This is a genomic window from Xenorhabdus japonica, from assembly GCF_900115195.1.
In the GTDB taxonomy this organism is placed as follows: Bacteria; Pseudomonadota; Gammaproteobacteria; order Enterobacterales; family Enterobacteriaceae; genus Xenorhabdus; species Xenorhabdus japonica.
The window spans coordinates 35032-48622 of record NZ_FOVO01000014.1 but is presented as its reverse complement, the minus strand read 5'-3'; the positions used below and the strand labels follow the sequence as shown (position 1 = coordinate 48622).

General features: G+C 42.1%; 18 protein-coding genes and 2 pseudogenes. 3 read left to right on the top strand and 17 right to left on the bottom strand.

The features are described from left to right. Positions 1–24: 24 nt before the first annotated feature. From BM135_RS07600 to pvcA, 3 genes are read right to left on the bottom strand one after another with little or no spacing between them, the layout of a single operon-like run. Positions 25–1302, bottom strand: a complete 1278-nt coding sequence (locus BM135_RS07600) for a rhabduscin glycosyltransferase (RefSeq protein WP_092519169.1) — start codon at positions 1300–1302, stop codon at positions 25–27. Between the two features lie 34 nt (positions 1303–1336). Further along, complete coding sequence (gene pvcB / locus BM135_RS07595) at positions 1337–2206, bottom strand: tyrosine isonitrile desaturase/decarboxylase (protein ID WP_092519168.1); 870 nt, start codon at positions 2204–2206, stop codon at positions 1337–1339. A 35-nt stretch (positions 2207–2241) separates the two neighbouring features. Further along, entirely contained in the window at positions 2242–3264 is a 1023-nt protein-coding gene (gene pvcA, locus BM135_RS07590; protein ID WP_092519167.1) for an L-tyrosine isonitrile synthase, read from the bottom strand. A gap of 492 nt (positions 3265–3756) precedes the next feature. On the opposite strand from pvcA, the gene BM135_RS07585 reads away from it, so the two are divergent. Beyond that, the gene (locus tag BM135_RS07585) at positions 3757–3948 is read left to right on the top strand and encodes an ATP-dependent Clp protease proteolytic subunit (protein WP_092519166.1); all 192 of its coding nucleotides are present in this window, start codon (positions 3757–3759) and stop codon (positions 3946–3948) included. Here the strand turns inward: BM135_RS07585 and BM135_RS07580 are convergent. Together BM135_RS07580 and eco are read right to left on the bottom strand one after the other, a co-directional pair. Then, positions 3933–4100 (bottom strand): annotated as a pseudogene (locus BM135_RS07580) (aquaporin); the annotation flags it as partial. The gene BM135_RS07585 and the pseudogene BM135_RS07580 sit on opposite strands and share 16 nt — an antisense overlap. A 302-nt stretch (positions 4101–4402) precedes the next feature. Next, on the bottom strand, positions 4403–4879 hold the full coding sequence (gene eco / locus BM135_RS07575; RefSeq protein WP_092519165.1) for a serine protease inhibitor ecotin: 477 nt from the start codon (positions 4877–4879) through the stop codon (positions 4403–4405). A gap of 268 nt (positions 4880–5147) precedes the next feature. Between eco and BM135_RS07570 the strand changes: the two genes are divergently transcribed. Then, a complete protein-coding gene (locus BM135_RS07570) occupies positions 5148–5372 on the top strand; it encodes an HP1242/YdcH family protein (RefSeq protein ID WP_092519164.1) in 225 nt (74 codons plus the stop codon). Positions 5373–5525: 153 nt separating this feature from the next. Here the strand turns inward: BM135_RS07570 and BM135_RS07565 are convergent, their stop codons facing one another. Continuing rightward, complete coding sequence (locus tag BM135_RS07565) at positions 5526–5762, bottom strand: ogr/Delta-like zinc finger family protein (protein ID WP_092519163.1); 237 nt, start codon at positions 5760–5762, stop codon at positions 5526–5528. A gap of 69 nt (positions 5763–5831) precedes the next feature. After that, entirely contained in the window at positions 5832–6614 is a 783-nt protein-coding gene (locus BM135_RS07560; protein ID WP_245737320.1) for a contractile injection system protein, VgrG/Pvc8 family, read from the bottom strand. Position 6615: 1 nt separating this feature from the next. Between BM135_RS07560 and BM135_RS17330 the strand changes: the two genes are divergently transcribed. After that, positions 6616–7419, top strand: a complete 804-nt coding sequence (locus tag BM135_RS17330; protein WP_245737319.1) for a phage tail fiber protein — start codon at positions 6616–6618, stop codon at positions 7417–7419. A gap of 90 nt (positions 7420–7509) precedes the next feature. Here BM135_RS17330 and BM135_RS07545 read toward each other — a convergent pair. The 10 genes and pseudogenes from BM135_RS07545 to BM135_RS07500 form a co-directional block, all read right to left on the bottom strand. Continuing rightward, a pseudogene (locus BM135_RS07545) lies at positions 7510–8071 on the bottom strand (tail fiber assembly protein). Positions 8072–8113: 42 nt separating this feature from the next. Then, positions 8114–9226, bottom strand: a complete 1113-nt coding sequence (locus tag BM135_RS07540) for a phage tail protein (protein ID WP_092519162.1) — start codon at positions 9224–9226, stop codon at positions 8114–8116. Continuing rightward, positions 9223–9831: a phage tail protein I gene (locus BM135_RS07535; protein ID WP_092519161.1), complete on the bottom strand. Its 609-nt coding sequence runs from the start codon at positions 9829–9831 to the stop codon at positions 9223–9225. The genes BM135_RS07540 and BM135_RS07535 overlap by 4 nt, the downstream gene beginning before the upstream one ends. Continuing rightward, positions 9824–10732: a baseplate assembly protein gene (locus BM135_RS07530; protein WP_092519160.1), complete on the bottom strand. Its 909-nt coding sequence runs from the start codon at positions 10730–10732 to the stop codon at positions 9824–9826. Before BM135_RS07530 ends, BM135_RS07535 begins: the two co-directional genes overlap by 8 nt. Before the next feature lie 3 nt (positions 10733–10735). Beyond that, positions 10736–11077 (bottom strand): GPW/gp25 family protein, encoded by a 342-nt coding sequence (locus BM135_RS07525; protein WP_086110222.1) that lies wholly within the window; start codon positions 11075–11077, stop codon positions 10736–10738. After that, on the bottom strand, positions 11074–11823 hold the full coding sequence (locus BM135_RS07520) for a phage baseplate assembly protein V (protein ID WP_092519200.1): 750 nt from the start codon (positions 11821–11823) through the stop codon (positions 11074–11076). The genes BM135_RS07525 and BM135_RS07520 overlap by 4 nt, the downstream gene beginning before the upstream one ends. A 211-nt stretch (positions 11824–12034) precedes the next feature. After that, positions 12035–12538 carry a lysis system i-spanin subunit Rz gene (locus tag BM135_RS07515; protein ID WP_092519159.1) on the bottom strand — a complete coding sequence of 168 codons (504 nt, stop codon included), beginning with the start codon at positions 12536–12538 and terminating at the stop codon, positions 12035–12037. Between the two features lie 73 nt (positions 12539–12611). Further along, complete coding sequence (locus BM135_RS07510; protein WP_092519158.1) at positions 12612–12875, bottom strand: hypothetical protein; 264 nt, start codon at positions 12873–12875, stop codon at positions 12612–12614. Positions 12876–12884: 9 nt separating this feature from the next. Further along, the gene (locus BM135_RS07505) at positions 12885–13088 is read right to left on the bottom strand and encodes a tail protein X (RefSeq protein ID WP_092519157.1); all 204 of its coding nucleotides are present in this window, start codon (positions 13086–13088) and stop codon (positions 12885–12887) included. 247 nt (positions 13089–13335) lie between these two features. Then, entirely contained in the window at positions 13336–13572 is a 237-nt protein-coding gene (locus tag BM135_RS07500) for a DinI-like family protein (protein WP_092519156.1), read from the bottom strand. Positions 13573–13591: the final 19 nt, after the last annotated feature.

Sequence of the window (13591 nt, the reverse complement as noted above, 5' to 3'; positions counted from 1 at the left end):
TCTGCCGGATAGAAATAATATTACTTAAGCAATCAATTCGTTAATGTGACGTGTTATTGATGCCAAAGCATTATGGGCATCATAATCTGCCTTAATGATTTGTGACTGCTGGTGCCATATCGGGGAAGATAATATCCTTGTCACTGCTTTGTATAATTGCTGTTCACTCGGTGTATCAGTATGCAGGCTGATACCACAACGTGACCAGATAACACGAGCGACAGCTTCCAATTTACCATCTCCCGTTCCCGCGACCACCAAAGGTACACCATGACGAATGGCAGAATTCAGCGAACCATAACCACCATTAGTAATAAAAATTGATGTGCGAGGAAGCCAGTGTTCAAAATTGAGATACTCGACCACTCTGGCATTCTCTGGAATTTCTTCTCCCAAAGCATCAATAGAACGGCCGCCTGTAATTGCCAATACCCGAACCGGCAAAGTTGCCAACGCACGTAAAGTCGGCAATATCAACTGACTAAAATCAATATTAGCCAGTGTTCCCTGGGTCACCAAGATCAACGGCAGGTTTTCATCCGGCCAACTGATTTGCGTTTCATCATCTTTCACTTTCACTGGCAATGATCCGATAAAATCCACCGTCTCAGGTAAATCATCACGTGGAAATTCAAATGATTGTGTTGCCAGTTGCAAGTAACGATCAACTCCGCTCATCAAAACATCGTTATGGTCCCCAGTCAGTGGTGCACAATCCACGGCAGCAAGCGACTGATTGAATGCTTCCCTGACCAGCTCGATTAATTGATGCGTCTCCTCATCCACTAATTGCTCACGTGTTAAATCAGCAGGCAATAATTCAGGTGGAATTCTAGGTCCCCAGAATATGGTATCCCTTGATGACCACGGCAGCGGACTAACACCAATAGCAATGACAGGAATACGTTCATCAGCCGGTTTCTGCAATAGCGGCAACGCTGAATAAAAAGTATTGTCGATAATCAGAAGATCAGCTTGTCTCTCTTCGAGTACTTGCATCAACTGCTTCGATAATACGGGAATAGGGGTAGCAAAAAACCGCCTTAACGACAGCGCCATCTGGGTATTTCCCGGCGGATATTCTGCCCGTTCAGGAAAGTATTTTTCAAGATAGCGGTAATCAACATCCACTTGCTTATCGAAGGGAACAAAAGTAGCTCCCAACGCTTCCGTTTGCTGTTGAAAAAGGGCTCCACTGAATATCGTGATATCATGTCCCTGCCCTATTAAATGTTCCGCAATAGTGAAGATTGGAAAAACATGACCAGGAGTTGCAACAGTAGCTAAAACAATACGAGACATTAATCAAACCTCCTTCAAGACAACTTCTACTCAATCAGGAACCGGAAACAGAAATAGTGCGAAAGCTGTGATTTTCACACACAGGCATACCATGGATATGAACCCGCTGAATATGGCGAGGAGAATGGGAAATAAAGGCCTCACGTCCATGTAATAAAGTGAAGTTATCGCAAATCGCGATGTCTCCAGACTGCCATTGATGAGCATAAAAATAACGCGGATCATACAACCGGTTATACAATGTTTCCTCAAGTGTCTGTTGCTCTTCCTGTGATATTCCGTCTATCTTCAAAGAGTGATGATCAGCATACTTCGTATCTTCTTTTCCCATCGGCTCATTGTAACGCATCACCCACTTTTTACCGTCGGGATGCAGACAAACCAACGGTGAAACAACTTCACCACCATAGTGTGTCACTCGGCTTGTGCGGTAAGTAATGGTGGTATTCTTCCATGTATTGCGCTCGTCATCACTGGCATCGATAATCAATTGTTCAGTGTTGACAAATGTAGTACGTCCTCCCTGAGCAGCTTCGGGAGCAGAAACACAGTGAAATATCTGAAATTCAGGGATCGTCTCTCGATACATTCCATCCCAATGCAACGGTACATTACTACTGTCCAGAACATGGTCAGATGGTTCGGGATGCTCCATGACATCCAATACAGTACCAAATGGCCACATCATGATTTCACCCCAGCGATTGGAATATTCCGTCAATTTTTCTTTATCCGTAAAGCCGGAGCGAAAGCCACGTAATACAACCAGCAGATGAGTACGAGCCAGTTCACGCAAGGCATCAATTGACAGTGTGGTAATATCCTGATCAGGATGCTTAGGCGTAATAAATACTCCGAAAGGTTTCACCAACTCTATATGACAATCAAGTTCATATGTATTCATGATTTTTTCCCTCAAAAATGCACTATGCCACTGAGTTATTCTGCTTGTGCTGCTGTCGTCTGGAATTCTGTTTGCGGGTTTTCTTCAAACAGTTTTTCTTCAGATAATGTTTCAATCAAGTAATGACTTGGAATACCCCGAATTTCGATTAGCTTTCCATTCATTTTTTTCACTTCATCACTTTTCATCAACACAAACTGACCATTAATATTGGCAGCCACACCATGCCACGGCGTCAACCAATCATCCCGGGTCGGCATCATATGAATACCAATTTTGATACTGTCGACGGGCTGTGGATGAATAGAAAGACGGATCGCCAATGGGAACTGCTCCGCCAGCAAATTACCCCACGCCCAGCTACGTTGGATAACGCCGACAGCGCGCTGACGTGCATCCTTTTGCAACGCATTTTTCGAACCTGTGTATTCTGGTAATAAACTATCTTCATAAAGGAAACGAGTAATCGCCCGATATAATCGAACTCCATCTTCGCTTTCTTTGAGTGTTTCTTTGATCTCCTCAACTGAAGATGCATAGCGACTAACCAATAATTCACGCAGTCGATCGTAATCACTGGTATATTGAGTTAGTGATTCAACATTCCCAAGATTAAAAACCGACAGATGAGTCGCGCCAAGTTCATGCAACAGTTTTTCAATTTCTAATTGATAATGGGTAATTGTTTCATCATCAACATTAATAAGATCACTAAAAACATGTCCATCAGAACAAATAACAATATTTGCTCCAGGTGGATAATAAAGCTGAATACGCTGACAAAGGGAGTTTAGGAAAATCAGTGATAATTTTTCTGCCATATCCGGCATCTTACCCAATACTTTTCTAGGGTTTGGTGATTTTGTCGGAAATGCAGGCAAAATACATTCAATAGGTTTCCCTTGTTCCACAAATGCACGAATACGTGGCAATTGAACCTCTAAAACCTTTTTCTCTTCATATTGAGGTGTATGTTCAGATTCAGGGAAACGACGTCGGTATTGCAGTAACTCATCTAGAATTTTACTAGACACTTCTTCTATGTCAAAACGTTCCATAATTCATTCCTAATTTATTACATTTACATCTAAGCTAATTAATACAATTGGCAATATATAAATATTGCTGTTTATAAAACTTCAACCAACAAGATTTTGGATATAAAAACAAAAAATTCTAAAAAATATCACAGAAAGAAATTAATAACACACAACCAAACCTAACTATAAATACATTGAGGCTTTTTTATTTCATCTTATTTTGTTACACGTGTTATATAACCATAAAAATTCTGCATATGAATATATATCATTATAATTTCATAAAAAAATTAAATTTTTTAAAAAAATATTTCAATTTTTTTGATGATGTTACAAAAGGTAAATAAAGTTCATGTTTTTTAGAAAAATTATTTTTTAAAGCTATATTATTTAGATATCTAACATTATTTATTACGAGAGAAAAAATAATGTATAACAAATTTACAAACAAACACGAAAAAGATATGACAACAAACCCATATACTCAGAATCAGCTCATTAAGTCATGCCATGTCATTATCGCAGGGGAAATCAATGGTCAACCAACTGAAAAATAACAATTTTATGATGAGGCAACCATTAGGGAGTGTTCAAGGACATGCTTCAGATATCGAAATCGAAGCCAGAGAAATATTAAAAATCCGTAATCGGATCAACCGACTGAGCAGCAAATCAATCTATCAACCATGCCCCACAGCATAGGCCATCGTTACCACTGTTAAACCAAAAACCAGAGATACCCCCAGAAAACCAATCCTCGGCTGTGGAAATGCCGCAGCGAAAACAGCATTACCACATCCACCGAATACCAACCAAAAAGTACCAAAGAACTCTGCCGATAATTTTTTAAACATTCATTGATTCCTCAATGATTTTTGCATGAATGCAAAAAAATCTAAAAACAGTTTAGTTAGTATTTTTAAATATGGGCAAGGAATCACTGATAGAAAAGAAAGGAGAAATAAACATCATCCATATGAATTAAAGTATATAGGTTAACTATAGATTTATTTATTGTTAACTTAACAATAAGCAACGAAGAAATGAATATCCATTTTTTAAAAATTAATATAAAAAACAGTGTACTAAACTCATTAATAGAACAGCCTGAGTTTAATATGAAAAACTCAGGTTGTTAATTTATCTAATCAATAACTTATTTAATTACTGCTTCCTTTACTTCATCCGATGCCTGCCAAATACGATATTTGACTGTCATCGAATTTGGTGTATATACCACAATAGGTAATTTGCTGTTATAGCGTACAGCCGCATCTTTACCTAAATTAACCTGAACAAAGCGTACCGTTTTTTCCTTGTTTGGACATGCCATTTTTGTTGAAACGAGGCCAGAGACTTTATTTAGCTCATAATAATTATATCCCCACCCTTCCAATACTTTTGTCTCCAACCTGCCACCAAACCAATGATGGTTACAATCCACTTTTATATCCTTGCCAATCATCAACTCAACCATGTAGTTGTTTTCATGCTCTTTCTGAGGAAGTTCAATCACACTGCGTATCATTCCCTCAGAAGCCGCAGGATAAGGTGCTACATCTACAGGTTTTTTATCCGCAAAAACAGAAGTCGATACCATCAACGCCGCTAAAGGAAATAGATATTTTTTCATATATCACCTCTGAATATATTTAAAAAGGAGATTGAATCATAACAACAAAAAGGCTGGGGTAAATTATGTTTTTTGGCAACACACTGATTTTTATCGGCATTAGATAATATTAAAGTTATTCACTTTGAACCAATGTTAACTTTTATTAATAATTAATCTGATGAACTGGTGTTACCAGTTCTTTTTTATGTGATATATCTCAAGTCTGATATTACAATGGGCTGCTACACTTATTAGGTGTGGCGATAAATTTCGTATAGGAGGTCTCATGTTTCTAGAATATCGTGATTTAGTATCCAACCTGAAAGAATCTCATCCCCGTTTCCAATCCCTGTTTGAAAAACATAACCGACTTGACCACGAGATAACCCAACTTGAAGGCCCAAATGGAGCGGGCTACAGTGATAAAGTTGTACGTTTAAAAAAAGAAAAACTACACATCAAAGATGAAATGCAAAGGATTTTGCAAGAAGAATTTCATAATCAAAAATAACCCCATCAAATGATTTTGACGCCTACTTTCAAGTAGGCGTTAACGAAGTTCTCGACAAGAGAACTTAATTCAATTCAATATCCACAAAAAAGCCACCATAATGGTGGCAAAAACTGGAGCAATGGTTTTTTGTTATTTATGTTTTTACATTAATTACTGCACGGTAGCCACTTTCTGGCGAGGTTGTCTCTTGGTTTTTGCCTTTGGATGTGGCGTAACATTCTGGACTTCACCTGGCTTAGAGATGAAACGTACAAAGGTTTCATGGCTAACAAACGTTGCTCCACAATTGATGTTCTGACATTGGTTATAGCGCTCCTTTGTTTGGCTTGAATGTTCAAAGCTACTACGAGTATGCGCTGACTGACCACACAGAGGACACTTAATCATATCGTTCACCTTTCTTGAAATAACACTGTCTCGTCTGGTGAACAATATACCAAAGATCTCATATTGAGATCAATATTTTATTTCGACATCATCAATCTTAATTTCGAGATCCAATGATGTCGTAAAGCCACTGTCGTTAAGATTGTGAGTTACTTTCACCAATGTCCAATGAGTTCCATCAATCTCTGGTTTAAAATCCTTTAGCTGGATGGGTGTTTCAGGGTAGATATCTGCACATCCTTTCGCCAATGTGATAGAAAACTGCGCTGCCCCCCGCTGCATTTTTTCCCAAACAGCTTTGGCGGCACGCTCTGCATTTTCCTTATTAGAATAAACGCGGGAAAGCGTCAGAACATTCTCCTGAGTGCCGGTCAAATAACTTGCAGATTCTTGCTGTGCCGTTGTTGTTTTATTTTTGTCTTTTTGATAAGCATTCTTACCTAATGATTTACTCTCGCTGCTTCTATATTCGACGATAATTTCAACTTTTCCGCTCTTTGACTCTGCCCGTTTCAATTTAACCGTCTGTTTAATGGCTATGCGAGTATCCTGCCACTGAGCAACGACGCTGGTATAGGCTTCACGATCAGACAAAGAGAAACGGTGATTATCCCCAGATTGACGAATAATCAGCACAGGCGGAATATCCTGACCACTCGCCGTTTTATTTTGTCCTTGTCGAACAAACAACAACTCACCATTTTTGACGGAAGCAATTGCCCCTTCTTGTTTTGCTATACGAGTCAGGAAACTCACGTCAGATTCGTTAGTCTGATCGATGTGCATGGAGATGCCTTTTAATTCCTCACTGATTTTAAATTTCAGTTGGTTTCTCGTGGCAATCGTGCTCACAATGTTTTCTAACGTCGGTTTAGCGGAAACCCAAAAATTAGCGGCTGGTGCCTTGCAACGTAGTGGGGGCGAGGTGACAGGGAATATCACTATTTCGACTGACACTGAAATAGCTTGGCATAGAAATACTGATATGGCCGCTATTGGTTTTAAAAACACAGGAGACGGCGATACAGACTCCTACATGTGGTTTAGAACAGGGGATAATGGTAATGAATATTTCAAATGGCAGCATAGCCTCTCTAGAAGAGGTACAACTGAATGGATGAGCCTTAAATCTGACAATCTTCGAGTCAGAGGACATAAAGTCTATCATGAAGGGAATGCTAAACCAGATGTTGCTGGACGTCTCAGAGTATCTTCCCCGATAATAGAAATATACCCTGATGGTAAGTTCATAGTTAATAACGAATCAGAAGGTGCTATTGTTACTAAATCTGGTATTGGCCATTATCAAATTTCTGGTGTACTAGGCTATAATTCTGACAGTGCATGGGGTGTACACGGAGGTATCTCATCACCAACAAATAATAATGGGCTGGAACTGGTTTACATTGATGACAAAGTAAAAATAGATGGTTCTATCATGATTGAAACTTTCCACCGTCAGTATTCACATTTGCCTGAACGGTTTCAGAATTGGCGAATAAAAGAGATTATTGAAGATAAGAAGGTTTATTATACTGATGGAGAGCCTTGTGATATTCCTGATTGTTGCCGCTTGGATGTTCGTGTTCAAATGCCAGAAGATTCTATTTGGAACCAAAAACAAAGGAAATTACAAGAAGAAATCAGGGATTTCTAATGAGAAATAACAATTAGTTATACACTTTTTTAGGAATTGTCAGATCAAGTCACGACTAATACAAAAATCAGGGGCATTATGCCCCTGTAATCACTCTGGCTGTTCAAGCCATGCGATATCGGGGGCGGTCGAGCAATCAACCCGGTTGAGCAGGACACGGTATTTCTTCCACGCAAGGAGGGCAGCTTTCTCTTCGTCGGTTGCCATGTCGAGGTCAACAGCATCCTGTAGCAGGGCAATAGCAATGCCTGCCTGTTGTCGCAGTGATGATTTTTGCTGTTCCGCTCGTCTGATATGGTCCGCTTTTAGTGCCTGATTATCTGTCACCCACCGCTTACCATCCCATTTATCGAATTGTGTAGCGGGTGCATTTGGGGTTGTGCCTAATGGATAATCGCTGAGAGCTGTAATCACCCAAGTTTCACCCGTTTCAATGTCATACACCGTTTCACCCCGGTGATCAATAACGTACTCCCAGCTTAACAGATCCTTCGAACGGCAAATCGCATAACCCTCCTTGTTTTCACCTGGCTTATCAACACAAGAGTGTGCAGGAATTGCCAACACCGACAGGTAATAACTCCACAGAGGAAGAAAGATATTCACGCGATTCACCATTGTAATTGAACACTGTGATATTATCGGCCACCATTGCGATGAATTATGAATTCGCTATTCAATTCTGCTTTAGTCACTATACAGCCCTCACAATGTAGTTAAATGCAATGTTACGTGGGCGAGTTTCGATGCCCCCGAAAGAATTAGTTGGGATAGACCTCGCATTGGTCACAGAACCACCTACATCCGCACCAACAAGGTACCCCCCACTTGTTTTGTCAAATCCCGTTGCCCCCCATGTTTGACTAAAAAAATGATCATGCGCCTTAAGTAAATCATTTTGTGATGAAAGAAGAGTTCGCCCAACATCAACATCTCTTCCATCACTCCAACCACGAATAAATTCCCCCCTCAAATCCGGTAATCTACCTGATGGATAGGCAAGAGCCAGTTTCGGGTATTTTTCTCTATCAAATAAGTCACCGTTGCATTGAAACCAACCTTCCGGTGGAATTTCTGACGGCCACGGAACAGGCACACCAACCGGTAAAGTTGAACCTTCCAGCAAACCGAGGTTTTTCACAAACTCATTTTTGTCTGGAATATCTGCGCCATTCTTGCTTTTCTCTAGACGGGTATTAGCATTATCGTTAGCCTCTTTTACCGCTTTTGATGTTGCTGCATGAGTTTCGCTATTACTGTTCACTGCGCTGCTCAGGATCACAAATCCCTTCTCTTTCAGCGTTGCATCAGGATGGTTACGACTGTTCGCGTGTTTCTGAATGGAATCATCAACATATTCACGTGTTGCCAGAATCACAGATGGGTCAACTTTCAATGTCACCGCGTTAGCGCTACTGACAATCAAAATCATGCGAATAGTCTGAGTCCGGCCGGAACCTTCCTGCAATTGGGGTTTGTAGGTTTCCGCGCAGTTACCCACGGCAATCAAAATGCCGTCTTTGTCAAACAGGCCGATTTCACGGATCCACCAGCCGCCTTCGTTTTCAGGAATAACCTGCTCTGCAATGATCTGGTTGGTGTTTTTAGGATCAATGCTCAGCGTGTTAATCGCCGCACGACGTTTTTCATTAATCAGTTTGGTTTGTTTGGTGTCCGGTGTCGGCAACTTGCCATCACCATCACCGACGGCCATATGGGTAATTTCAATTTTAGTCCCCAATGCCGTGGCATTCGCCAATTTCTCTGCACCTAGCTGCGTCAACAGCGCAAAATATTTAGTACTCATGCTCTAATCCTCATGTCATCAATAATATGTACGCCCACCCCCACAACTTCCAATCCGGATACTGTTACTTGTTCCGGGAGATAAGGGTAAACTGTCAATTCATCACCACTGTAAGTCACCGCCGAGTAGTGATATTTACCACGTGTATCCAGATTGATGTCCAACCCAATCAAATGCCGACTGACTGGCTTGGCATCAAAAATCAGGTTTTCCAGTTCTTCGAACATTTCATGGGTGATACCGCTATCCAGCACACCAATATCCAGCCGGAAGGTGCCCGGTACATCGTTGGTTTGCCACCACTCTTTTACACGGATGAGATAACCCAATGGCTCAACAACCCGTCGAATTGCTCCGATTGTTCCTTTGTGTTTGTGCAGGAATAGCGAGCTTTTGATTACCTTCCTCTTGGTACTCTCAGGCCAGTTCTCGTCCCAACGATCGACTGACCATGCCCATGCCAGATAAGGCAGCAGTGATGCCGGACAGGTGTCTGGGTTCCACAGTTCACGTAGCGGCACTTTGATCTTCTGCAATTCCGCGCAGGCTTTGGCCGCCGCAATTTCCAGCTGGGTCGAACCCATTGGTAAAAGGCGATCACTCATCCGAGCCTCCCATCGTCAGGCTGGTTTTGGTGCAATAAGATGCCTGGGTTTTATCCAGCACCACGTCTTTCAACGGTGCTTTCAGTTCCACGCGCTGGACACCTTCCACATGCAATGCGGCATAAATCGCTGACAAACGAATATCACGGCCCAGGCGATGCTGTGTTTCGACATAGTGTTTCAGCTTCTGCTCTGCCGCTTTGTGAATGGGCTCTGACTCTGGTGTCGGGAAGATGTACAACACTGCATCAATTTCATATTCCACAATGCTGGCCGACTGAACTTTCAAGCGATCCGCCACCGGACGCACGTTTTCGTCGTTCAGCGCTTTTTCGACGATTTCCAGCAGCTCTTTAGAAGCTACGCCCTTGTCTTCTCTCGACATAATAGTCACGGTGACGTTAGCCGGCGACGGGCTGATTGCCGAGGCATCAGCGACACGGCCATCCGCACTGCGGGCATGATATTCATACGCACCAACCGAGCCGGCAACGCTCAGGCCTTCAAAGGCCTGTGGAATGCGAACACGATAGTCGTTGTCAGATTCCATCACCGCAGGGGTCGGTGGTACGGTGGAGTTATCCGCAGGAATCAGAACCATGCGGGATACGTTGTTGTTTGCACCCAGCTGATCCAAATCGCTGCCTGTTGAATAGGCCACCATTACCGCCCGAGCAGCTTCGTTAACCCGTTGACGCAAGAGCAATTCGCGATAAACGTTCTCTTCCAGCAACTTGACCAAAGGTTCGGATTCCAGTTGCAAAGTGCGAGCAATGGCATCTTGCTGATCGTCTGGATAGAGCGATATCAACCCTTTTTTACGCTCTTCCAGCAGTTGTTCATAATCCAGTGGCTCAACCACATTTGGGGGTGGCAACTGACTTAAATCGATGGTTGACATGACTTACCTCACCGGAATAGAAAGTGAAAATTCTTTGGCAGATTGCTCATAAGTACCCGTAATATCCACCACCATTTTGCCATCCTGTAGGGTTTCCATCGTAATTGACGTCAATGTTACCCGCGGCTCCCAACGGCTGATTGCGGTATAACTGGCTGCCATAACCTGAAGCCTAATTGCCGGATTTTGCGGCCAATCTATAAGTTCAGGCAGTAAAGAACCATAAGTACGACGTGCAATACGGCTTCCCACAGGAGTTAATAAAATATCGCTGACGGATTGCCTGACATGTGCTAAATCTGTCAACTCTCGGCCTGTGTACCGATTCATTCCCAAATACATCATATTGGACCTCCAGAGGTTGCACCGCCTGATTGAACACCGGAGTGTTTATGGGAATCCACAGTTATGCCGTTGGAAGTGAATGTGCCTCCAGAATGTTTAATCTTGCCGTGCATTTCTCCTTCCTCCCCTTTCAGTTCAAGCTTATGCGCCTCAATTTTGATTTCGTTCTCAGAAGATAACTTGACTTCTTTTACAGCCTCTAATCCAATCTCGTTTCCAGCCTTTAATTCAACCTTGTTTCCAGCCTCCGACTTGATCTCGTTTCCAGCCTTTAATCCGATCTCCATACCAGCCTTTAATCCGATCTCTTTATAAGCATTTAATTTGATATCCATCGCAGTCATCTCAATGGAATCCGAAGCTTCAATTTTTGCAGTTTTAATGCCTTTAACAGTCAATGCTCCTAATTGCGGCTCATACTCCATCACTGCACCATCCGGAAACTCAATATGCGTTGCTTGAGGAGAGATTGATGGTGCCGGACGTCCATTTGAAAAAATCGCTGGCAATACAAAGGCGGTGGTCAGCTCTCCGCCTATAGACAGTAATAAAACCTGTTCACCAGCACTGGGTGCCCACCATGTGCGGGAATTCCCCGCTCTGGATGTCAGCCACTGTATCCAGTCGGTTTTCAGATCACCTGTCGCAACCCGACACATACCTCTTGTGGTATCTACTTCGGAAACAACTCCTATTCGGATAATGTTTCGCAATAAACGCATTATTTCGGTAAGTTGTGTGTTCATGGCGTAAAAGTCAGTTGTGTGTTCATGAAGCAAGAATGCCATGAAAAAGCAGGCTGGACATTAAACTGAGGTTGTAAGAAACAACATACAAATCCAGAAATAAAATCCTTTTAAATCAATAATATTAAGATAAAAAAAGCCTTCTCCGGAGTGAAAGAAGGCTTTTTATGATTTCTTGAATGATGCTGAACGGTATTGCAATGAGATGCGATTATTCTGGTTTACACTGCCGAACAACATCACGTACATACTGTTGCAAATAGTCTAATTTGGCTTGGTCACTGATAATTCCGGCTCGGATATCGTAAATAGCGCGTCCAGCTTTTGCAGTGAGTTCGACTTGGGTTCCATTGCCCACGCTGCGGGCGCTGGTATCTCGGTTTTGGGTGAGCTGACAGGTAGCAAGATTGGCGGCGGCGATTTGCACCCGCCGATGATCAGCAGCAATGTCAGCACGTAAAGCCGCATTTTCTTCAGCAGCATAAGCTAACTTTCCTGAATAATATTCATCTAATTGCGCAGCCCGGCTTTGTGCCTCTTTCATTTGTTCAATAGCTGCCAACGTTTCTGAACGTATATTTTGATTGATGGCAACAAGCTGTGCAGCCTGTTGCTGTTTCAAATTTGCCACTTCATTGAGAGACAGAGAACGATGTCCCCACCAGCCAAGGCTTCCGCCAATGACCAAACACACAATTAAAGGCATTTTTTTCATCGTTCAAATCCCCAACAAACCAGTTCAACCTACTGCATATTGTTTATCCCTGAATGCTAGCTATCCCTGAGAACTACAGTTCTTTCGGCGCTTGATTGATCAGCTCACTGACAATCTTGGCCGATTTTGACGCAGGCTCTAGTTCCAGATTTTCCAGGATTTTTTTCAAGATTAGGGTTCGTTTCATCTGCTCCCGGCGGTTAAGAAGATAGGTCAAGATACCGAGAGAAATGCTGGCGAACGCACCGAGCAGAAAACTCCACTCATATAAAGAGAGACCGGAAAAAATGGCAGTAGTACTAGCGCAGGCATAAGTAGCGTGGCTGTATTTATCCATGTATACCCCTTAATCCCAAAGCTGGATAATGGGTTTACTGGCAGCAGGCATAAATTCTGGCATTTCAACTTTCGTTCCATGAGGCAATACCGCGCCAAAATCAGCTAATCCGGGGTTTGCCTGCAATACACGCTCAGTCATTCCCAGCGTGCGACCATAATGACGCCAGCAAATGGCGTCAACCGTTTCATTTTGTTGTGCTATAACTCGCATACACTCTCCTTTCCTTTGCAGAAAATAGTCAGTAAATCGGAGAGTTATGATCAAATAATCAGGAAAATACATCAATGCGATGAGATTGTTAGGTAAATAGTACAAATGAAGAACAATTTTGAGTCTGTATATAACTTTGTTTCAATAAGTACAAAGGCAGGAAATCATTTCCTGCCTTTGTACTGTTTTATCTTAATTATAATTATGTGCTATCCCATCTGTGGGGGATACTGACTCTTTGTCAGCGCTAATCAGATAACCAACTATCATCTTCCCAAATCTCTTGAATGAGCTCCATTATGTGATCGTATTCACTGCTTTTTTTAGCCCCTGTCACTTTTACGGAGGTACTGCTACTGGTTGCAATTCTAAAATTTGTATCGGGATAATGGGGTAATATTCTTTTTTCTAATTCACTTTCTAGCGACGACATAACTGATTCAGAAACGTTAGTTCGTTTATCGAAAAGTATTTCTACTCGCATCCTTTTTCACCCGCCAAAG

Bases quoted from the DNA above. Each gene is read 5' to 3' on its own strand.
- BM135_RS07600 (WP_092519169.1), bottom strand. From the start codon at position 1,302: ATGTCTCGTATTGTTTTAGCTACTGTTGCAACTCCTGGTCATGTTTTT.
- pvcB (WP_092519168.1), bottom strand. From the start codon at position 2,206: ATGAATACATATGAACTTGATTGTCATATAGAGTTGGTGAAACCTTTC.
- pvcA (WP_092519167.1), bottom strand. From the start codon at position 3,264: ATGGAACGTTTTGACATAGAAGAAGTGTCTAGTAAAATTCTAGATGAG.
- BM135_RS07585 (WP_092519166.1), top strand. From the start codon at position 3,757: ATGTCATTATCGCAGGGGAAATCAATGGTCAACCAACTGAAAAATAAC.
- eco (WP_092519165.1), bottom strand. From the start codon at position 4,879: ATGAAAAAATATCTATTTCCTTTAGCGGCGTTGATGGTATCGACTTCT.
- BM135_RS07570 (WP_092519164.1), top strand. From the start codon at position 5,148: ATGTTTCTAGAATATCGTGATTTAGTATCCAACCTGAAAGAATCTCAT.
- BM135_RS07565 (WP_092519163.1), bottom strand. From the start codon at position 5,762: ATGATTAAGTGTCCTCTGTGTGGTCAGTCAGCGCATACTCGTAGTAGC.
- BM135_RS17330 (WP_245737319.1), top strand. From the start codon at position 6,616: ATGTTTTCTAACGTCGGTTTAGCGGAAACCCAAAAATTAGCGGCTGGT.
- BM135_RS07540 (WP_092519162.1), bottom strand. From the start codon at position 9,226: ATGAGTACTAAATATTTTGCGCTGTTGACGCAGCTAGGTGCAGAGAAA.
- BM135_RS07535 (WP_092519161.1), bottom strand. From the start codon at position 9,831: ATGAGTGATCGCCTTTTACCAATGGGTTCGACCCAGCTGGAAATTGCG.
- BM135_RS07530 (WP_092519160.1), bottom strand. From the start codon at position 10,732: ATGTCAACCATCGATTTAAGTCAGTTGCCACCCCCAAATGTGGTTGAG.
- BM135_RS07525 (WP_086110222.1), bottom strand. From the start codon at position 11,077: ATGATGTATTTGGGAATGAATCGGTACACAGGCCGAGAGTTGACAGAT.
- BM135_RS07520 (WP_092519200.1), bottom strand. From the start codon at position 11,823: ATGAACACACAACTTACCGAAATAATGCGTTTATTGCGAAACATTATC.
- BM135_RS07515 (WP_092519159.1), bottom strand. From the start codon at position 12,538: ATGAAAAAAATGCCTTTAATTGTGTGTTTGGTCATTGGCGGAAGCCTT.
- BM135_RS07510 (WP_092519158.1), bottom strand. From the start codon at position 12,875: ATGGATAAATACAGCCACGCTACTTATGCCTGCGCTAGTACTACTGCC.
- BM135_RS07505 (WP_092519157.1), bottom strand. From the start codon at position 13,088: ATGCGAGTTATAGCACAACAAAATGAAACGGTTGACGCCATTTGCTGG.
- BM135_RS07500 (WP_092519156.1), bottom strand. From the start codon at position 13,572: ATGCGAGTAGAAATACTTTTCGATAAACGAACTAACGTTTCTGAATCA.